Consider the following 19087-nt stretch of genomic DNA (forward strand, 5'->3'; position numbering starts at 1 on the left):
AGGCGTCGCTAACATTGAGTCGACCTCAACTCGCCGCCATTCGCCTCCCTATGCCGTCTCCTTCCTCAGACCACCGCCCGGCGCCGGCCAACCCCGCATTCGTGCTGGCCACCGCGTCGGCCACCTGCGCGCTGATCGTGCTGGACACCAACGTCGTGGCAGTGTCGTTGCCGTCGATCGCGCGCTCGTTCCACGCGAGTTTCGCCGACGTCGAATGGGTCGTCAGCGCGTACATGGTCGCGTTCGCGTCGTGCCTGCTGCCGGCGGGCGGTCTCGCCGACCGCGTCGGCCGCAAGAAAATGCTGCTGCTCGGGCTGGCGGTGTTCTTTCTGGCGTCGCTCGGTTGCGGCGCGGCGCCGACGGCTGCGGTGCTGAACATCGCGCGGGCGGTCAAGGGCGTCGGCGCGGCAATGCTGCTCACCGCCGCGCTCGCCATCATCGCGAACACGTTTCACGAAGGCCCCGCCCGCGTGCGCGCCTGGGCCGTGTGGGGCACCTGCATGGGCCTCGCGACCACGGTGGCGCCGCTGGTCGGCGGCGTCATCACGCAATGGTTCGGCTGGCGTTGGATCTTTCTGCTGAACCTGCCGGTGTGCGCGGTGCTCGTGTGGTGCGCGTCGCGCGCAATCGTCGAGTCGCGCAATCCGAAACCCGGTCCGCTCGATATCGCCGGCAGTCTTTTGTTCGGCAGCGCGCTCGCGCTCGGCATCTGGGCGTTGATCGAAGTGCCGGCCGACGGCCTCGCAAGCTGGCCGACCGCCATGCGGCTCGCGGCCTGCGTGCTGTTGTTCGGCGCGTTCGTTCAGGTGCAGCGGGTGCGAGCGCATGCGATGGTCGATCTCGCGCTGTTCCGGCAACCGCGCTTTGTCGCCGCGGTGCTCGCCATGTTCGGTTACGCCGCCTGCGCCCAGGTGATGATGACGTTCCTGCCGTTGTATTTGCAGAACGCGTTCGGTCTGTCGGCGGTGGCCGCGGGCGTCGGCATGCTGCCGTTCGCGCTGTCGATGGTGATCGGCCCGTACATCGGTGCCGCGCTCGGCAGGCGTGTTTCGAGCATGGCCGTGCTGTCGATGGGCTTGCTGCTGATCGCCTTCGGCAACCTGTTGACGGCGTTGATCGCGAGCGACGAACGGTACGCACTGGTCGCGCTCGGCATGATCGTGACGGGTCTCGGCGCCGGGATTCTGAACGGCGACACGCAGAAGGCGATCATGGCCTGTGTGCCGCCGGATCGCACGGGCATGGCCTCCGGCATCAGCACGACGACGCGCTTCACCGCCATCGTGACGTCGGTCGGAGTGCTCGGCGCGGTGCTCGCGGCGCGCACTCACACGGCATTCCTCGCCGCGGCGCCGCTGACGCCCGAGGTGAAAACCGCGCTCGACGCCGGCTTCATGTCGCGCGTGTTGGCCGGCGATACGGCGCAGGCCACGGCGAGCTTGCCGCCCGCCGTACGGGCCACGCTGATGTCGGCTGCGCATGCGAGCTTTGCGAGCGGCTTTGCCGCCGCGCTGGGTTTGGCCGCTTTCATTGCCGTGTCGATCGCGGCCGGTGTCTGGCTGCTGGCCGGCAAAAGCGAGGCCGCGCGGATGCGTGGCGCGGCCTCGAACGGGTAGGCACGCCGCGTCGCCCGTTGGGCTCAGTTTTCCGATATCGTGTGCGGCGTGCCCGCCGTCGAATGGTCGCCGGGCGCCTTTTCCGGATCGACTTCAAACACGGGCATCGCACGATATCAAAACAATGAGCCATCCCAACACCAACACCGAACTGATCCAGCGTTTCTACACGGCGTTTCAGCAACGCGACGCCGAAACCATGGTGGCCTGTTACGCGGACGACGTTGTCTTCAGCGACCCCGCGTTCGGCGAGTTGCGCGGCGAGGAAGCGCGCGACATGTGGCGCATGCTGGTGGCCCGCGCACAGGACTTCTCGCTGACGTTCGAGGACGTCGAAGCGGACGACCGCAGCGGCCGCGCCCACTGGGTGGCCAGTTATCTCTTCAGTCAGACGGGGCGCGCGGTGGTCAACCGCATCGATGCCCGTTTCGTGTTCCGCGATGGCCGCATCGTCGAACATCGCGACAGCTTTGACTTGTGGAGCTGGACGCGCCAGGCGCTCGGCCTCAAAGGGACGCTGCTCGGCTGGTCGCCGCTCGTGCAGCGCGCCATTCGGGCGCAGGCGCGAAAGGGACTCGACCTCTACCGGCGCCGGCAGCAGCGCGGTTGATCTGCGGCTTGACCCCGGCCGAGCCACGCCCGCTTGCTATCATTCAGCCACGTGATGCTGAATTTCTTCAAGCGGACGAATGAGGAATGCTATGCCAGTAGTGGATGCCGCATGGGAAGAGTGGCTGAGCAGCAACGTGGCGCGCGGCTGCAGTCCCGATTCGATGGTCGACGCCATGGTGCAGGCCGGTTTCGCCACCGACGCCGCGCGCGCGGCCGTGCACAAAACCTTCGGCCAGGACCCGGCTAATCCGGCGAATCCGGCCTTTGCCGCGGCGGCCGCGACCGAGGCGGCGCTCGCCAAAGCCGCGCCACAGACTTACCAATACGACGACCCGCCCGTCGCGCGCGGCAATGTGATCCGCGCGTACGATCGTGACGTGCGTGTGCTGATGCGCTGCGAGCGGCCGCAAGTGATCGTATTCGGCGACGTGTTGTCGCCGGACGAATGCGCCGAGATGATCGAGCGCTCGCGGCATCGGTTAAAGCGCTCCACCACGGTCAATCCCGATACCGGCAAGGAAGACGTGATCCGCAATCGCACCAGCGAGGGCATCTGGTATCAGCGCGGCGAAGACGCGTTCATCGAACGGATGGACCGGCGCATTTCGAGTCTGATGAACTGGCCGGTCGAAAATGGCGAAGGGCTGCAGATTCTGCACTACGGCACGACCGGCGAATACCGCCCGCATTTCGACTATTTCCCGCCCGATCAACCCGGCAGCGCGGTGCATACCGCGCAGGGCGGCCAGCGTGTCGCCACGCTGGTGATCTATCTGAATGACGTGCCCGACGGCGGCGAAACCATCTTTCCCGAAGCGGGCATGTCCGTCGCGGCAAGGCAGGGCGGCGCGGTGTATTTCCGCTATATGAACGGCCAGCGTCAACTCGATCCGCTGACCTTGCATGGCGGCGCGCCGGTGCTCGGCGGCGACAAATGGATCATGACGAAGTGGATGCGCGAACGCGCTTACGGCTGACGCAAACCGATTCCAGATTCTATTCAACCGGCTGGCCGGCGGGCGCGTTGCCCGGCGCGCCGGCGAACAGTTGCTTCAACGCGCCGCGGCCGCTTGCGTAGCCCATGCGCATGATCATCAGGCCGATCGCCGCGCCGGCGATGTGATCGAGCATCGGCATGCCGGCCAGACTGCCGGCGAGTCCCAACGTCGCCACCAGCGCCGACACCGCGTCGACGCGCGCATGCCATGCGCTGGCCAGCAAAATTGCTGAACCCGTGCGTGCGCCTTCGGCGCGCATATAGCGAAACAGCGCTTCCTTGGCGAGCATCACGAAGCCGCTCACGGCCAGCGCGCCGATATGCATCGCGGTGCCGCCGCTCAGCGTCGAGGTCTGCGCGATGCTGGTCCAGAGCATGTCGGCGGCGGTGATCATCAATACGGCGGCGATGAACAGCGCGGCCAGCGCCTGCTCGATGCCGGTGTCGGCGCTGTGGCCAGCATCGCGCAGCTTCGTACGCTGGTGTCGCGTGGTGAGGTACAGCACGATCAGCACGACGCCGTCGGCGGCGAGGTCGCTCAAGGTGTGCACGCCGTCGGCAAAGAGTCCGTCCGAATGCGCCATGAGGCCGATGGCGATCTGCATCGCCGAAAGGAAGGCATTGAGCAGCGCGCTGGCGGAGGCGGCCTTAAACAAGGCAGCCGCCGTTGACGGAATCACTGCGGGACTCGCGCGCGAAATGCTGTGGCATGGGCTGGGGGCGGTTTTTTCCGTTTTTGCGGTTTCTGTTCCCGCAGCAAATTAACCGTCCAACGTGGCACGCCGATGACAACGCCGCGAGGCTCGCGGCGCGCGCCGCGCTCAGGCCGTCTTGTAGACGTCCGGGTTGTGCAGCTCCATATAACGCTCCGGCGTCGCGAGTCCGGTGAAGCCGTGCGGCTCGTACACGCGATGCGCGTCCGTCGTCACCAGCACGATTCTTCGCAGGCCCTGCAGCGAGGGGCTGGCGAAAACGTGCTTCATCAACGCCGACGCATGTCCCTGGCCGCGATAGTCCGGCAGCACGAATACGTCGCACAGGTACGCGAAGGTCGCCTCGTCCGTGATCAGGCGCGCGAACGCGATCTGCCTGCCATCGATATAGCCGCCGAAACACATCGAGCCCGCGATGGCCCGCTCGAACGTTTCGCGCGGCATGCCCTTGGCCCACGGAGTTTCTTGCGACAGGAACGTGTAGACCATCTCGATGTCGAGATCGGCCTTGTTATTCGAAAACGTCAGTTCTTGTGCTTGCACCGCGTATCTCCGCCCGTTTTCCGCGTATCTCCGCCCGTTTTATCAGAGTGCTTCGCCGTCAACCCTTCGCCGGATCTTCGCTGCCGCGCGAACCGCCGCCGATGCTCTGGCCGGCATCGCGTGCAAGACCCATGTAGCCGATCACGGATGCCAGCGTCACCAGGCCCGCGAACAGAAACGCGAGGCGGAAATCGTCGAGCGTGAAGACGCGGCCCGTGGTCTCACCGTTGAAGAAGGCCGCCGCCCGCAGCGACACGGCGCCGAAGGCGATGCCGAGACCAATCGTCATCTGCGCGGCCGCGCTCCACAGCGTGCTCGCCGCGCTCATCTGCGGTTGCGCGACGTCGGCATAGGCTAGCGTGGCGAGCGTCGAGAATTGCATCGAACGCGCCACGCCGTAGATGAACACGACGAACAGCACCAGCGCGAGCGGCACGTTGGGGCTCAGCAATCCGCACGCGATGATGAACACGCCAGCCACCGTCACGTCGACGATCGACACCATGCGAAAACCGTAACGCTGCAGGATGCGCGTGGTCAGCGCTTTCATGCCGAGGTTGCCAAGTGCGCTTGCGAGCAGCAGCAGCCCTGACTTGAACGCCGACAAGCCGAAGCCCACCTGGAACAGCAGCGGCATCAGATAAGGCACCGCGCCGATGCCGATGCGCGTGAACGAGCCCGTCACCACCGTCACGGAGAAGGTCGGAATCTTCAGCGTCGAGACGTCGACGAGCGGATGCGGATGACGCTTCGCATGCTTGAACGCCACCACGCCCATCAGCAAGCCGCCGAGGATGATCGCGCCGGCGATCCACGGATTCTCGCCGGGCTGGCTCGCCAACTCCGCGCCGTAGAGAATCGCCGTCAACGTCGTGCCGCTCAGCAGCAGGCCGACCACGTCGAGCGGCTTGCGATCGGTGCCGCGCAGGTTCGGCACCAGCGCGAGCGCAACGGCCATGGCCGCGAGGCCGAACGGCACGTTGAGCAGGAAGATCCAGCGCCACGACGCGTAGGTCGTGATGAAACCGCCGATCGGCGGCCCGACCACCGGCGCGGCAATCGCCGGCCACGTGATGGTCGAGATCGCCTGCATCATGCGGCTTTTTTCGGTGCTGCGGACCACGATCAGCCGTCCCACCGGCACCATCATCGCGCCGCCCATGCCTTGCAAAAGACGAGCAGCGGTGAACTCGGTGACGTTCTGCGACAGGCCGCACAACACGGAAGCCACGGTGAACACGCCGATCGCGCTGAAGAACACCGTGCGCGAGCCGCAGCGGTCGGCGACCCAGCCGCTGGCCGGGATGAAGATCGCCAGCGCCAGCATGTAGGCCGTCATGCCGAGACTGAGGCTGTTGGGACCGACGCCGAACGAGTGCGCCATCTGCGGCAACGCGGTGGCGATCACCGTGGTGTCGAGGTACTCCATGAAGAAGGTGGCCGCGACGATATACGGCAGCCAGCCGATGTGCGCGTTGCGCGTGTCGCTGCCGCTCATTGCGCTGCTCCCGCCGCGCTGCCTGCAGTGTCGTGCGAACGCGTATCAGCGCCGATGCGGTGCCGGCGCTTTGCGCGCGATGGTTTGGCCTTCATGTTCTTGCGACTACCTTTTGAAAACGTGTTTCCGGTATCCGGACGAGGCGGACGAGCGACAGGATCGCGGCCGCAGTTGACGCGCCGGCGAAGCCATCGAAGATGGCACGCCGGCAGTCGCAAACGACTGCTAGCCCTGAATCCTAACGCAATAAACGGCGCCATACCGTTGACGACGGCAGGCGGACGCGGCGTGCCCGCAAGCGGGAGCGCCCATCCGCCCATCTACCGGAAATACTGTTTTCTCTGCGCCGCTCAGTCTTTCGCGGCGTACTCGCGATCGAGCTTGTCGTACAGCGGCTTGTTGACGAGCCGCTGGCGTTCGCTGAACGGCGCGACCAGCGTGGCGTCCTCGTCGAGCCGGCCATTGCTCTTCAGCGTGCCGAGCGCGCGTTGCATGCCGAGCACCGCGCCTTGCAGCGCCGCGTTCGCGTACAGCACGATGCCGTAGCCGACCTTGGCTAACGCCTCGCGCGATTGCACGGGCGTCTTGCCGCCGATCACGATATTGATCAGTTGCGGCTTGTCGAACAGCGCCGGCAAACGTTCGATGTCGGCGAGCGATTCGGTCGCTTCGATAAAGAGAATGTCGGCGCCGGCTTCGATGAAGCGATGGCCGCGCTCGATCGCGTCCTCGATGCCGTGCACCGCGGCCGCGTCGGTGCGCGCCATGATCTGCAGATTGCCGTCTTCGCGGGCATCGACGGCCGCGCGGATCTTGCCGACCATCTCGCTCGCGCTGACGACTTCCTTGCCGGAGAAGTGGCCGCATTTCTTCGGCATGATCTGGTCTTCGAACTGGATCACGTCGGCGCCGCTGCGCTCGAGCACGCGTACCGTCTGGCGCACGTTCAGCGCATTGCCGAAGCCGGTGTCGGCGTCGACGATCAGCGGCAGCGCGACCGCGTCGCGAATCCGCGCCGTATGTTCGGCAACTTCGGCAAGACCGATGAAGCCGAGGTCGGGCAGGCCGAGCGACATATTGGTGACGCCGGCGCCCGTGATGTAGATCGCCTCGAAACCGGCGTCTTCGATTACACGGGCGCTCATCGCATTGAAGGCACCGGGCACGAGCAGGCCCTGGCGTTCGTTGACTTTGGCGCGGAAGGCGGCGCGGCGGGTGGCGGATGTGGTCATGACGGTGTGTCTCCTTTCAGGAAAGTCGGATAAATGGCGCGAACGAGAAACTGCAGGAAGCGTGCCATTTCGCGGCCTTGGTGGTTTGTCCCAAACAATCAACAGGTTAGCTGGAAGGCGGCGGCGCGGCGGTCTGTGGCACAATGAGCGTACTGTTCCATGAAACGTTCCATGGAACGTTTCAACATAGACCGAGTGCCGCGATGTCCACTTTCACGCCGTCCCTTGCGAATTCCGATCCGGGCCGCCCAGGCATTGCATTGGTGAGTATCAGCCGGTTGCAGTCGCTTTGCGAGACCGTCGCGCCGCGCTACGCCGGGCGCGCAAAATTCTTCTCGGTCCGGGAAGGCTACAGCGCGGCCGTCACGGCCTTGCAGGCCTACGTGGACGCAGGCTCGGTCGATGTCGTGCTGGCCGCCGGATCAAACGGCGCCTACCTGCGCGACAACCTGAACGTGCCGGTCGTGATGGTCAAGGTGAACGGTTTCGACGTGCTGAGCGCGATCACCCGCGCCACGACCACGTGGCCGAACGCGCAGATCGGCCTCGTGCTGCACGAAACGATCTCGCACGAACTGGCCGACCTGAGCGCGTGGCTGAAAGTCAGCCTGAAACAGCGCGCCTACCGTTCGATCGACGAAGTGCGGCTCGCCGTCGACAGCCTCGCCGCCGAAGGCTGCAGCGTCATCATCGGGCCCGGCATGGCTTGCGACTTCGCCCAGCAGGCCGGCCTCGCGAGCGTTTTCCTGTACTCGCTCGGGGCGGTCGAAGAAGCGTTCGAACGCTCGGTCGAACTGGCGCGCGTGAGCCGACAGAAGGAATCGAAGCGCGTTCGTCTGAACACGATCGTGGCGCATCTGCGCGACGGCGTCGCCGCTTTCGACGATGCCGGCCAGGTCGAGGCCGTCAACCCGGCCATGCTCGATCTGCTGGGTCTCGACCGCGACCAGGACGTGCCCGCGCAAGTCGAGCGCGCTGTCGGGCCGTTGCTGCGTGAAACGCTCGAGCACGACCTGCCGATCGAGGAGCGTATCGAGCAGATCGGCGGACGCGCGCTGATCGTCAATTGCGTGCCGATCGTGGAGCAGGGCGTGCGCTCCGGCTCCGTGGTGACCTTGCAGGACGCGCTGGTCGCGCAGCGGATCGACCGGTCGCTGCGCACCAGCCAGCGGCCGAAGCATCTGGTCGCGCGGCATCAACTGGACGATCTGATCGGCAACTCGGCGGCGCTCGAGCGCGTGCGGCGGCTGGCGCGCGCAGGCGCGGCGCACGACGCGACCGTGCTCCTGAGCGGCGAAAGCGGAACCGGCAAGGAGCTGGTCGCGCAAGGCATCCACAATGCGAGTCGCCGGCGCGGCAATCCGTTCGTCGCGTTCAACTGCGCGGCCCTGCCGGAAGGCCTGATCGAGAGCGAACTGTTCGGCCACGAGGAAGGCGCGTTCACGGGCGCGCGGCGCGGCGGCAAGCCGGGGCTGTTCGAAATCGCCCACACGGGGACGATCTTCCTCGACGAAATCGGCGAGATGCCGGCGGCGCTGCAGAGCCGTCTGCTGCGGGTCCTGCAGGAGCGCGAGGTGATGAAGCTCGGCTCGGGACGCGCCACGCCGGTCGACGTGCGGGTGATCGCCGCCACTCATCGAGATCTGCACGCGCTCGTCGAGCAGGGCGCGTTTCGCGCGGATTTGTATTTTCGTCTGAACCTGCTTCAGATAGAATTGCCGCCGTTGCGCGAACGGCGCGACGATGTTCCGCAACTGGCGCGGCACTTGTTGAGCCGCAGCGCGCTTCAATATGGGTTGTCGGAGGCCGCGCTCGAGCGGGTGCTGGCGTTTCTCGCGCCCCTGTTCGAGCAGTACGCGTGGCCCGGCAACGTGCGGGAGCTGGAAAATCTGCTGACGCGCGCCGCGATCTATCTCGGCGACGCAGCGGGCGTTGCCGGTCAGGATTGGCAGGCGGTGTTTCCGGAATTTGGGCGCATGAGGCAGCCGGCGGCCTTTAATGCGAGCACTAACGGCACCATTGGCACAAAAAACGGTACAAACGGCGCGAATGCCGCCGCTGAACCCGCCCCGAACCGCAGCAGCCCGACCCGCGAGGACGTTCTCCACGCCCTCGAACAGGCTGGCGGCAACCGCGCTGCGGCCAGCCGGGCGCTAGGAATCGGCCGCACTACCCTCTGGCGGCTTCTGAAGGACTGATCCACGGCGTGATAGGCAGGCGTAGCGAGATAAATAGCGTAAGACTATCGCTACCATTAAAACACACCGCTTTACCTATTAAGCGTCGTCTGACATACTGACTCCACTTTCCAACCACTTCGAAAGAGGACTCAGTAAATGCCGATCATCAACAGTCAAGTCAAACCGTTTAAGGCACAGGCTTATCACAATGGCGATTTTCAGACCGTCACCGAAGAAAGCCTGAAGGGCAAGTGGTCGGTTTTCGTTTTCTACCCGGCTGACTTCACCTTCGTGTGCCCGACCGAACTGGGCGACCTGGCCGATCGTTACGCCGAATTCAAGAAGCTCGGCGTCGAAATCTACAGCGTGTCGACCGATACGCACTTCACGCACAAGGCATGGCACGACACGTCGGACACGATCCAGAAGATCAAGTACCCGATGCTCGCTGACCCGACGCTGGCAATCTCGCGCAACTTCGACGTGCTGATCGAAGAAGAAGGTCTGGCACTGCGCGGCACGTTCGTGATCAACCCGGAAGGCGAGATCAAGCTGGCCGAAATTCACGATAACGGCATCGGCCGTGACGCCGGCGAACTGCTGCGCAAGGTGCAAGCTGCGCAATACATCGCGGCTCACCCGGGTGAAGTGTGCCCCGCCAAGTGGACGCCGGGCGCAGAAACGCTGACCCCGTCGCTCGACCTGATCGGCAAAATCTAAGGTCTCACCACCTTACGCAGTTAGCGCCTCGCGGCGCATCACCGTGCGGACCGCTTCTTACAGTGGTTCGCACGTCCCCGGGCCGCACCTATCCTATCCGGAAGCGTGCGGCGCCGGGAACCCAACACCCATCGTCACGGAATCGAATAGCCATGCTTGATGCCAATCTCAAGACTCAGTTGAAAACGTACCTCGAAAAGGTTAGCAGGCCTATCGAGATCGTCGCGTCGCTCGACGACAGCGCGAAATCGCAAGAGCTGCTGGCATTGCTGAACGATATCGCGACGTTGTCGGAGCGCGTCAACGTGATCGAGCGTCGTGGCGACGCCGAGCGCAAGCCGTCGTTTTCGATCGGCGAGCCGGGCAAGGATACGGGCATCCGTTTCGCCGGCATTCCGATGGGTCATGAATTCACGTCGCTCGTGCTTGCGCTGTTGCAGGTCGGCGGCCATCCGGTCAAGCTCGAAGACGCCGTGATCGAACAGATCCGCAACCTCGACGGCGACTATCAATTCGAAACGTATTTTTCGCTGTCATGCCAGAACTGCCCGGAAGTTGTCCAGGCACTGAACGTGATGGCGCTGATCAACCCGCGCATCCGCCACGTGGCGATCGACGGCGCGCTGTTCCAGAACGAAGTCGAAGCGCGCCAGATCATGGCGGTACCGACCATGTTCATGAACGGCGAAGTGTTCGGCCAGGGCCGCAGCGGCGTGAAGGAAATCCTTGCGAAGCTCGATACCAACGCCGGTGCGCGTGCCGCGAAGGAACTGGAAAAGAAGCCCGTGTTCGATACGCTGATCGTCGGCGGCGGTCCTGCGGGCGCGGCTGCGGCGATTTACTCGGCGCGCAAGGGTATTGCGACGGGCGTGGTGGCGGAACGCTTCGGCGGGCAGGTGTTGGACACGCTGGCCATCGAGAACTTCGTCTCCGTGACGGAAACTGAAGGTCCGAAGTTCGCCACGGCGCTCGAGCAGCATGTGAAGAGCTACGAAGTCGACATCATGGACGTGCAGCGTGCCGAAGCGCTGATCCCGGGCCGCATCAACGAAGTGCGTCTGGCAAACGGCGCGGTGCTCAAGGCCAGGACCATCATTCTGGCGACGGGCGCCCGTTGGCGCGAAATCAACGTGCCGGGCGAGCGCGAGTACCGCAATCATGGTGTGGCTTACTGCCCGCACTGTGATGGTCCGCTGTTCAAGGGCAAGCGCGTCGCGGTGATCGGCGGCGGCAATTCCGGCGTCGAAGCGGCGATCGACCTCGCGGGTATCGTGCGTGAAGTGACGCTGTTCGAGTTCGGCGCCACGCTGCGTGCCGACGAAGTGCTGCAACGCAAGCTGCGCAGCCTCGCGAACGTGACCGTCGTCACGCAGGCCCAGACCACGGAAATCACCGGCGACGGCAAGAAGGTCAACGGTCTGGTCTACAAAGATCTGCGTTCGGGCGAAGTGAAGCAGATCGAACTGGAAGGCGTGTTCGTGCAGATCGGCCTCGTGCCGAACACCGAATGGCTCAAGGGCACGGTCGAGTTGTCGAAGCACGGCGAGATCGTCGTCGATGCACGCGGCGCGACGTCGGTGCCGGGCGTGTTCGCCGCCGGCGACGTGACCACGGTGCCGTTCAAGCAGATCGTGATCGCCGTGGGCGAAGGCGCGAAGGCATCGCTCTCCGCGTTCGATCATCTGATCCGTAATAGTGAAGAAGTGGAAGTGGTTGGAGAAGCTGAGGCTGAGGTAGTGGCCTGATGCGGTTGTGTGAGTAGTGGACGGCGGCCTTTGGGCCGCCGTTTTTGTTTGTGGTTTATGGATCGTGGGCACGCATGCGATGACTTGGCACGACTACCAGTGCTTCGCGCTCTCGCTCTCACTCCACGCGGCAATTGGCGTGTCGATCGACACGGCGCACGAACTCGGCCACAAGACCGATCGCTTCGAGCGATGGCTCGCCAGAATCACGCTGGCGCCGGTCGCTTACGGCCATTTTTTCGTCGAGCACAATCGTGGGCATTACGTGCGGGTGGCGACGCCATCCGATCCAGCGAGTGCGCGCTATGGCGAATCGTTCTGGGCGTTTCTGCCGCGCACTATCGTGGCGACATGGCGCAGTCGAATATCCACCGGACCATTCGCAAGCGCGTTCGCGGGCTAGCGTGAACCGCGCAATACGAGAAAAAAGCCGCGCGGCGTCAACCGGGCGGCTTTCTTTCTGGCGTGCCGTGCAAGACAGCAGATTCAACGCCGGTCGATTGAATACTTCCCGGCGCCCGTCACACCCAACAGCAATAATCCGCCGATGATGCTGATGTTCTTGTAGAAGTGAATCATATTGTCGTACTGCACCGCGCCGGTCATGTTCCAGTAATGATGGCCGATGAACGCGGCGCCGAGCGTATAAACCGCGAGCAGCAAGGCAAGCGGCCGCGTATAGAAACCGACCAGCAGCGCGATGCCCACGACAAACTCCATCACCACGGCGATCACCGCCGACAACTCGGGCACCGGCGCGCCGCTCGACGTCATATAGGCCACGGTGCCGGAAAAGCCGGCGAGCTTCGACCAGCCGAACATGACGAACAGCACCATCAACAGGATGCGGGCGACGAGGATGACCGCGTCTTTCTGATTTTCAAACAGCGTATAGCGCATGATTTTTTCTCAACAAGGTAGGAAGAGGGCGGCTCGCCGGAATGTTCTCCGGCGAGCCCGCACTAAGCTCATTCAACCGCTTAAGCCCACAACTCCGACATTTCGATGTCGCGCAAGTCGAACACCAGGACTTCCGCGCCGTGGCCTTGCGTGAAGGTCAACGCTTCTTCGCCGCGCACACGCGCGCCGTCGCCTTCCTTGAACTCGACGCCGTTCACGCTCACGCTGCCGCGCGCCACGTGGACATACGCATAGCGATTGCTGGCCAGTTCGAGCCGCGCCGTTTCATCGCCGTCGAAGAGACCGGCATAGACCCGCGCGTCTTGCTGCACCACCAGCGAATCGTCCGCGCCGTCCGGCGAGATCACGAGGCGCAATACGCCGCGCTTATGGTCCGCGCCGAAGTGACGCTGCTGATAACGCGGCGCCGTACCCTTTTGCCCCGGCGCGATCCAGATTTGCAGGAAGTGCACCGGGTCGCTCTTCGAATGGTTGTACTCGCTGTGCGCGACGCCGGTTCCCGCGCTCATCAACTGGATGTCGCCAGGCACGATCACCGAACCGGTGCCCATCGTGTCCTTGTGCTCCAGCGCGCCTTCCAGCACGTACGAAAAGATTTCCATGTCGCGGTGCGGATGCTTGCCGAAACCTTGCGCCGGCGCGACACGGTCGTCGTTGATCACGAGCAGGTCGGAAAAGCCATTCTGCTTCGGATCGTGATAGTTAGCGAAGGAAAACGTATGACGCGAGCTGAGCCAGCCGTGCTCCGCGCGGCCGCGTTGATTGGCATGTCTGATTTCAAGCATCTTTTTTCTCCTTGGGTTGTGCGATCCGGCCAGATGTTTGTCCGCGATCCATGAATGAGAGTGTAGGTCAATCCGGATGGGTATAATCGCCATCAAACCGGAAACACTGTCACTGTGGAGTAGACAATACGATGCAACTCGATGACATGCGGATCTTCGTGGCCACGGTCGACGCGCATAACTTCACGGCGGCCGCCAACCGGCTGTCGCTGTCGAAGCAGTTCGTCAGCCGCCGGGTGATGGCGCTGGAGGAAACGCTCGGTGTGCAATTGCTGATCCGCAACACGCGCAAGCTGGCCGTGACCGACCTCGGGCAGGAGTTCTACGAGCGCGCCAAACGCATTCTCGGCGAAGTGGAAGACGCCGAGCAGGCCATGTCGCTGCGCCGTGCCGGGCCGCGCGGGCTGTTACGCGTGAGCGCGCCGATGTCGTTCGGCATGGCGCATCTGTCGCCGCTGGTGGCGATGTTCCTGCGCGAGCACGGCGACGTGCGCTTCGAGATGGAATTGAGCGACCGCACCGTCGACGTGGTCGGCGAGGGCTTCGACATGGCGATCCGCATCGGCACCTTGCCGGATTCCACGCTGATCGGGCAGAAGCTCGTGGATATCCGGATGGTGGCCTGCTGCAGTCCTGGTTATTTGCGGCGTCGTGGCGCGCCTAAGGTGCCCGCTGACCTGGAGCGCCATGCGTGCCTGTTGTATGGCCACGGCGGCGCCGTGAGCTGGGAGTTTGTCGTCGATGGCGCGACGAAGGGCGTCGAGGTCCACGGTCCGTTGCGCGCCAACAATGGCGAACTGGTGCGCGATGCGGCGGTCGCGGGCCTGGGAATTGTTCGGCTTCCTGACTTTATCGTTGCCGACGCGCTCAAAAGCGGTCAGCTCGTGCCGGTGCTCGAAGCATTCCTGCCTACCGCCACGAGCGTCTACGCGGTTTATCCGCAGCACAGGCAGAGCTCCCTCACGATTCGGGCGTTCGTGGAATTCTTAAGGGAGCATCTGAGGAAGCGCCTCGTTTAGCCGTTGCGGAAAATAAAGCTATAGCCGTTCAACGCCGGCACGCCGCCGAGGTGCGCATACAGAACGCGCGAACCTTCGGGGAATTCGCCGTTGCGCACCATCTCGATCATGCCGTGCATGGATTTGCCTTCGTAAACGGGGTCGGTCAATACGCCCTCCAAACGCGCGCATAGGCGGATCGCTTCCAGCGTGCCGTCGTTCGGTAAGCCGTACTCCGGGCCGCCGAAGCGCTCGTCGAGCACCACGTCCTTACTCGTAATATCGCGTCCCAGCCCGACCTGTTCCGCGGTTTGCTTCGCGATGCGGGTGATCTGCTCGCGCGTTTGCGCCGGCTTCGCCGAAGCGTCGATACCGACCACACGCTCAGCGCGGCCGTCATCGGCGAAACCCACCACCATGCCGGCCTGCGTGCTGCCGGTCACAGAACAGACCACGATGTAGTCGAACTTGATGCCCAATTCCGCTTCCTGCTGGCGAACCTCCTCCGCGAAGCCGACGAAACCGAGACCGCCGAGCGGATGGTCGGAGCAGCCGGCCGGAATCGCGTACGGCTTGCCACCGGCGGCCCGCACGCTTTCCAGCGCATCTTCCCAGCTCTTGCGAAAGCCGATGTCGAAGCCGTCGGCGACGAGACGCACGTCGGCGCCGAGAATGCGCGACATCTGGATGTTGCCGACCCGGTCGTAGACCGCGTCCGAGTAGTTCACCCAGTTCTCCTGCACGAGTACGCACTTCATGCCCAGATGCGCCGCCACGGCCGCCACCTGGCGCGTCTGGTTCGACTGGATCCCGCCGATCGACACCAGCGTGTCGCAGCCCTGCGCGAGCGCTTCGGGGATCAGGTATTCGAGCTTGCGCGTCTTGTTGCCACCGAAGGCAAAGCCGCTGTTGCAGTCTTCGCGCTTCGCATACAGATGCACCTTGCCGCCGAGGTGGTCGCTCAGGCGCTTGAGCGGCTGGATCGGCGTCGGCCCAAAGGTCAGCGGGTAACGAGGGAATCGTTGCAGGTTCATGGCAGCTCCGTGGTCGGTAGGTGGGACGCGAACGGCATCCGGTCGCGTTAAGCAGATGGTAGGGAAATCCGCTGGAAATGAGCTTGCGAATAAATTGGGTTCGGCATACTTTTGGAAATTAAAATCCGTAATCAGATCAAGAAAGAAACGTGTAGGAACTCATGAACGCAACAAAATTTCGTCGACCTTCGACAGCGGTGACAACTGCTGCCGCCGTCCCGGCCGATCCGCTGCAGGCGCTCGACCGCATCGATCGCGCGATCCTGCGGCAGTTGCAAACCGACGCGTCGATTTCGAACGTCGCGCTCGCGGCGAAGGTCAAGCTGAGTGCGCCGGCGTGTTTGCGGCGCGTGGAGCGGCTCAAGGAGTCCGGGCTGATCCGCGGAGTCGTCGCGTTGATCGACCCGAAGGCGGCGGGGGCCGGGATGCTGGTGATCATCGGCGTGGTGCTGGATCGCTCCACGCCGGAGTCGTTCGCCGAGTTCGAGAAAGCGGCGCAAAAGGTGGCGGGCTGCATGGAGTGCCACGTGGTGACCGGCGAATTCGACTATTTCATGACGATCCGCACGCGCGACAGCGACAGCTTCAATCGCCTGCACGCGGAGCAACTGCTCTATCTGCCGGGCGTCCGGCAAATCCGCTCATTCATGGTGCTCAAGGAAATCCTCTCGACCACCAAATTTCCGCTGTAATCGCCGCTGCGGCTGCCACCGCCATGCAAAAAGACGCGCATGCTGTCATTTATCCCGCTCTCGTGCGACCAAGCATCGGGACCACTCGCGGGCGGCGCGATCAGCGCCGGAACGGGTGAACGGTACGGACTTTCCGGAGCGATCATCATGGCTTGCAGCAGACGGATTTTCTTCAGGTTGATTGGCGCCATGTCGCTGGCCGGGGGCGCCTCGATGTGGCGCACGGCGCGCGCGGCGCAGCCGGCACAATCGGCACAGGCAGCACAGGCAGCACAGGCAGCAAACGGCAGCGCGGCAGCCGCCTACGAGGTCGTGCACAGCGACGCCGAATGGCGCAAACTGCTGACCGACGCGCAATACCGCGTGCTGCGCGAGGCGGGCACGGAGCGCCCCTTCAGCAGCGCGTTAAACGACGAACACCGCGCGGGTACTTTTGCATGCGCCGGGTGCAAACTGCCGCTGTTCTCGTCGAAGACCAAGTTCGACAGCGGTACCGGCTGGCCGAGTTTCTGGCAGCCGCTCGACCATGCGGTTATCACGCATACCGACAAGTCGTTCGGCATGACGCGCGACGAAGTGCTATGCCGGCGCTGCGGCGGCCATCTCGGCCACGTGTTCGACGACGGCCCCAAGCCGACCGGCCTGCGCTATTGCATGAACGGTCTGGCGATGACATTTACGCCCGCATCGGGCGCGTGAACTGAGCGAATCAGGATGGACCTCATGAACTTCGACAAACGCATTGACGGCAGGCCGGCCCGCTCGCGCATGGCGGCGATTTCACTCTCGGTCGGATTCGGTGCGCTCGCGCTGCTGCTGGCGCAGCGCATGGCGTTCTCATCGGAGGCCGCCGTCGTGATCGCGCCGCCGGCGCTCGACGAACCGGTCGCGGCTTCGACCGCGCACGAAGAAACGGCGGTGTTTGCGGGCGGCTGTTTCTGGGGCGTGCAGGGCGTGTTCCAGCACGTGCGCGGCGTTACCAAGGCGGTCTCGGGGTATTCGGGCGGCCAGCGCGACACCGCGCAGTACGAAACGGTCAGCGGCGGCGAGACGGGGCACGCGGAATCGGTGCAGGTCACGTTCGACCCAACCAAGGTCACTTACGGCCAGTTGCTGCAGGTGTATTTCTCCGTGATTCAGGATCCGACCCAGTTGAACCGCCAGGGGCCGGACAGCGGCACGCAATATCGCTCGGCGGTGTTTCCGCTGAACGACACGCAGAGGCGCGTCGCGCAAAGCTATATCGCGCAACTCGACAAGGCGCACGCCTTCCCTGCGCCGATCGTGACGAAGACGGAGCCGTTCAAAGGCTTCTATCCGGCCGAGTCGTATCACCAGAACTATTTGACGCTGCATCCCAACTCCGCGTATATCGCGATCAACGACATGCCGAAGGTCGCCAACCTGAAGCGCCTGTTCCCGAATCTGTATCGCGACAAGCCGGTGCTGGTCGAAGCGTCGCAGTAGGCCGCGGGCGTGCCGGCGCCGCTCATGCGATGCCGGCCGTGTCTTTTTTCATCGCATCCGCTTCCATGCGTTTCGTTGCCGTTGTGGCAGCGCGGCGTTTTCGCGTCTTGTTCTTCAGCCAATCGAGCCCGCTCTCCAGCGACCAGGCCCGCATTTTGCACCAGTGCGTCCGTCGGCAAATCTTTCGTACCGGTCTGTTCAGACAAATGCCCAATTGACGGGCTCCCGATCGGAACGAGTCGCGTATTTTGTCGAGCGGCGCGTGGCGTTCGCTGAAAAAATTACATGCCGTAAGTAACGATGCGGCAGTCGCCCGGGTGCTTTTTATCCCCTTGCGGACCCGGGGCGAGAACATAAACCCTCTTCGCGATACGCGAGATCGGAGGCTTCTGGTGTTTAACAGCCGTAGAAAGCGGGGCGGCAAGCTCCGCAATAAACAAACAGGCATCGCGGCAACTTCCCTGGTCGCCGTGACCATCGGCGGCGTCGCCGTCCTACCGGGCTCGGCCTCGGCCCAAACGCCTTCGCCGCTGGGAGAATGGCAATATTCGGTCGGCATTCCGCTGCAGAAGATGTGGCAGCCGAACATTCCGGACTGGCAGGTGCGCGTCGGCGCGGCGACGTCGTTCCAGCCGCGCTACGAGGGCTCCGATCGTTATCACCTGATGGCGGGTCCGAGCGTCGACGTTCGCTACAAGGATCTGTTCTTCCTGTCGAGCGGCGAGGGTTTCGGGGTCAACTTCGCACAAGGGGAGAACTGGCGCGCGAGTCTCGCCGCTGTCTACGACCTCGGACGCCGCGGCCACGACGACCCGCAGGAGTTGGACGGTCTCGGCAACATCAACCCCGCGCCGGGCGTCAAACTGTCCGGTGAGTATGTGGTGTCGAAGGATTTCCCGCTCGTGCTGCGTGCCGACGTCAGGCGCTATTTTGGCGGCTCGAATGGTTGGATCGGCGATTTAGGCGCGTATATGCCGATGCCGGGCAGCACCAAGAAGTTCTTCTGGTTCGCCGGTCCGAACGTGACACTCGCGGACTCCACTTACATGAATAGCTGGTTCGGCGTGAATCAGACTCAGGCGGCGAACTCGAAGTACCCGCAGTATCACGCGAGCGCGGGCTTCAAATCGGTGGGCTTCGGCATCAGCGCAGTGTGGCTGTTCGACAAGCACTGGTTCGCCACCGCGGACGGCGCCTTCGAGCAACTGGTGGGCAGCGCGGGCAATAGCCCGGTCACGCACCGCAAAGCCAATGGCGTAGCGGATATTTCGATCAACTACCGTTTCTGATGGCGCGCTTCGGCGCTTGCATAAGATGGCCGGCGGCGCGCAATC

The 19087-nt window shown here is 63.8% G+C and carries 19 protein-coding genes and 1 pseudogene; 12 read left to right on the forward strand and 8 right to left on the reverse strand.

What is annotated here, in order from left to right; all coding sequences use genetic code 11:
* The first annotated feature begins 50 nt into the window (after nucleotides 1-50).
* The 3 genes from P0D96_RS16920 to P0D96_RS16930 all read left to right on the forward strand — a co-directional run bounded on the left by P0D96_RS16920 (nucleotide 51) and on the right by P0D96_RS16930 (nucleotide 3205).
* Nucleotides 51-1616 carry an MFS transporter gene (locus tag P0D96_RS16920; protein ID WP_408314418.1) on the forward strand — a complete coding sequence of 522 codons (1566 nt, stop codon included), beginning with the start codon at nucleotides 51-53 and terminating at the stop codon, nucleotides 1614-1616.
* 124 nt (nucleotides 1617-1740) lie between these two features.
* Entirely contained in the window at nucleotides 1741-2226 is a 486-nt protein-coding gene (locus P0D96_RS16925) for a nuclear transport factor 2 family protein (RefSeq protein WP_408314420.1), read from the forward strand.
* A 91-nt stretch (nucleotides 2227-2317) separates the two neighbouring features.
* Entirely contained in the window at nucleotides 2318-3205 is an 888-nt protein-coding gene (locus P0D96_RS16930) for a 2OG-Fe(II) oxygenase (protein ID WP_408314422.1), read from the forward strand.
* Nucleotides 3206-3224: 19 nt separating this feature from the next.
* On the opposite strand, the gene P0D96_RS16935 is transcribed toward P0D96_RS16930, so the two are convergent.
* From P0D96_RS16935 to P0D96_RS16950, 4 genes are all read right to left on the reverse strand, one after another.
* The gene (locus P0D96_RS16935; RefSeq protein WP_408314424.1) at nucleotides 3225-3881 is read right to left on the reverse strand and encodes a cation diffusion facilitator family transporter; all 657 of its coding nucleotides are present in this window, start codon (nucleotides 3879-3881) and stop codon (nucleotides 3225-3227) included.
* Nucleotides 3882-4046: 165 nt separating this feature from the next.
* Nucleotides 4047-4481 carry a GNAT family N-acetyltransferase gene (locus P0D96_RS16940; RefSeq protein ID WP_408314426.1) on the reverse strand — a complete coding sequence of 145 codons (435 nt, stop codon included), beginning with the start codon at nucleotides 4479-4481 and terminating at the stop codon, nucleotides 4047-4049.
* Between the two features lie 58 nt (nucleotides 4482-4539).
* Nucleotides 4540-5979: an MFS transporter gene (locus P0D96_RS16945; protein ID WP_408314428.1), complete on the reverse strand. Its 1440-nt coding sequence runs from the start codon at nucleotides 5977-5979 to the stop codon at nucleotides 4540-4542.
* 350 nt (nucleotides 5980-6329) lie between these two features.
* Nucleotides 6330-7211 (reverse strand): isocitrate lyase/PEP mutase family protein, encoded by an 882-nt coding sequence (locus P0D96_RS16950; protein WP_408180033.1) that lies wholly within the window; start codon nucleotides 7209-7211, stop codon nucleotides 6330-6332.
* 203 nt (nucleotides 7212-7414) lie between these two features.
* On the opposite strand from P0D96_RS16950, the gene prpR reads away from it, so the two are divergent.
* The 4 genes and pseudogenes from prpR to P0D96_RS16970 form a co-directional block, all read left to right on the forward strand.
* Nucleotides 7415-9409: a propionate catabolism operon regulatory protein PrpR gene (gene prpR, locus P0D96_RS16955; RefSeq protein WP_408314429.1), complete on the forward strand. Its 1995-nt coding sequence runs from the start codon at nucleotides 7415-7417 to the stop codon at nucleotides 9407-9409.
* A gap of 138 nt (nucleotides 9410-9547) precedes the next feature.
* A complete protein-coding gene (ahpC, locus tag P0D96_RS16960; RefSeq protein WP_063499251.1) occupies nucleotides 9548-10111 on the forward strand; it encodes an alkyl hydroperoxide reductase subunit C in 564 nt (187 codons plus the stop codon).
* A 152-nt stretch (nucleotides 10112-10263) separates the two neighbouring features.
* Nucleotides 10264-11856 carry an alkyl hydroperoxide reductase subunit F gene (ahpF, locus tag P0D96_RS16965; protein ID WP_132377360.1) on the forward strand — a complete coding sequence of 531 codons (1593 nt, stop codon included), beginning with the start codon at nucleotides 10264-10266 and terminating at the stop codon, nucleotides 11854-11856.
* Between the two features lie 31 nt (nucleotides 11857-11887).
* Nucleotides 11888-12217 (forward strand): annotated as a pseudogene (locus P0D96_RS16970) (alkane 1-monooxygenase); the annotation flags it as partial.
* A gap of 125 nt (nucleotides 12218-12342) precedes the next feature.
* Here the strand turns inward: P0D96_RS16970 and P0D96_RS16975 are convergent.
* Both P0D96_RS16975 and P0D96_RS16980 read right to left on the reverse strand, forming a co-directional pair.
* On the reverse strand, nucleotides 12343-12756 hold the full coding sequence (locus P0D96_RS16975; protein ID WP_408180036.1) for a DoxX family protein: 414 nt from the start codon (nucleotides 12754-12756) through the stop codon (nucleotides 12343-12345).
* Between the two features lie 80 nt (nucleotides 12757-12836).
* Complete coding sequence (locus P0D96_RS16980; protein ID WP_408180037.1) at nucleotides 12837-13562, reverse strand: pirin family protein; 726 nt, start codon at nucleotides 13560-13562, stop codon at nucleotides 12837-12839.
* Between the two features lie 131 nt (nucleotides 13563-13693).
* Here P0D96_RS16980 and P0D96_RS16985 point away from each other — a divergent pair, with 131 nt between their 5' ends.
* The gene (locus tag P0D96_RS16985) at nucleotides 13694-14581 is read left to right on the forward strand and encodes a LysR family transcriptional regulator (protein WP_408180038.1); all 888 of its coding nucleotides are present in this window, start codon (nucleotides 13694-13696) and stop codon (nucleotides 14579-14581) included.
* Here the strand turns inward: P0D96_RS16985 and P0D96_RS16990 are convergent.
* Nucleotides 14578-15594, reverse strand: a complete 1017-nt coding sequence (locus P0D96_RS16990) for a 1-aminocyclopropane-1-carboxylate deaminase (protein WP_408314432.1) — start codon at nucleotides 15592-15594, stop codon at nucleotides 14578-14580. The two genes, P0D96_RS16985 and P0D96_RS16990, sit on opposite strands and share 4 nt — an antisense overlap.
* A 161-nt stretch (nucleotides 15595-15755) precedes the next feature.
* Between P0D96_RS16990 and P0D96_RS16995 the strand changes: the two genes are divergently transcribed.
* From P0D96_RS16995 to msrA, 3 genes are all read left to right on the forward strand, one after another.
* Complete coding sequence (locus P0D96_RS16995) at nucleotides 15756-16286, forward strand: Lrp/AsnC family transcriptional regulator (protein WP_408314434.1); 531 nt, start codon at nucleotides 15756-15758, stop codon at nucleotides 16284-16286.
* A gap of 147 nt (nucleotides 16287-16433) precedes the next feature.
* Nucleotides 16434-16985, forward strand: a complete 552-nt coding sequence (msrB, locus tag P0D96_RS17000; protein ID WP_408314436.1) for a peptide-methionine (R)-S-oxide reductase MsrB — start codon at nucleotides 16434-16436, stop codon at nucleotides 16983-16985.
* A gap of 24 nt (nucleotides 16986-17009) precedes the next feature.
* Nucleotides 17010-17753 (forward strand): peptide-methionine (S)-S-oxide reductase MsrA, encoded by a 744-nt coding sequence (msrA, locus tag P0D96_RS17005; RefSeq protein ID WP_132377354.1) that lies wholly within the window; start codon nucleotides 17010-17012, stop codon nucleotides 17751-17753.
* Nucleotides 17754-17775: 22 nt separating this feature from the next.
* Here msrA and P0D96_RS17010 read toward each other — a convergent pair whose 3' ends face one another.
* Nucleotides 17776-17907 (reverse strand): hypothetical protein, encoded by a 132-nt coding sequence (locus P0D96_RS17010; protein ID WP_408314437.1) that lies wholly within the window; start codon nucleotides 17905-17907, stop codon nucleotides 17776-17778.
* A 238-nt stretch (nucleotides 17908-18145) separates the two neighbouring features.
* Between P0D96_RS17010 and P0D96_RS17015 the strand changes: the two genes are divergently transcribed.
* Entirely contained in the window at nucleotides 18146-19042 is an 897-nt protein-coding gene (locus P0D96_RS17015) for a MipA/OmpV family protein (RefSeq protein WP_342960403.1), read from the forward strand.
* Nucleotides 19043-19087 lie beyond the last annotated feature (45 nt).

Origin of the sequence: Paraburkholderia sp. RL17-347-BIC-D (genome assembly GCF_046027915.1) — a bacterium.
Taxonomy (GTDB): Bacteria; Pseudomonadota; Gammaproteobacteria; order Burkholderiales; family Burkholderiaceae; genus Paraburkholderia.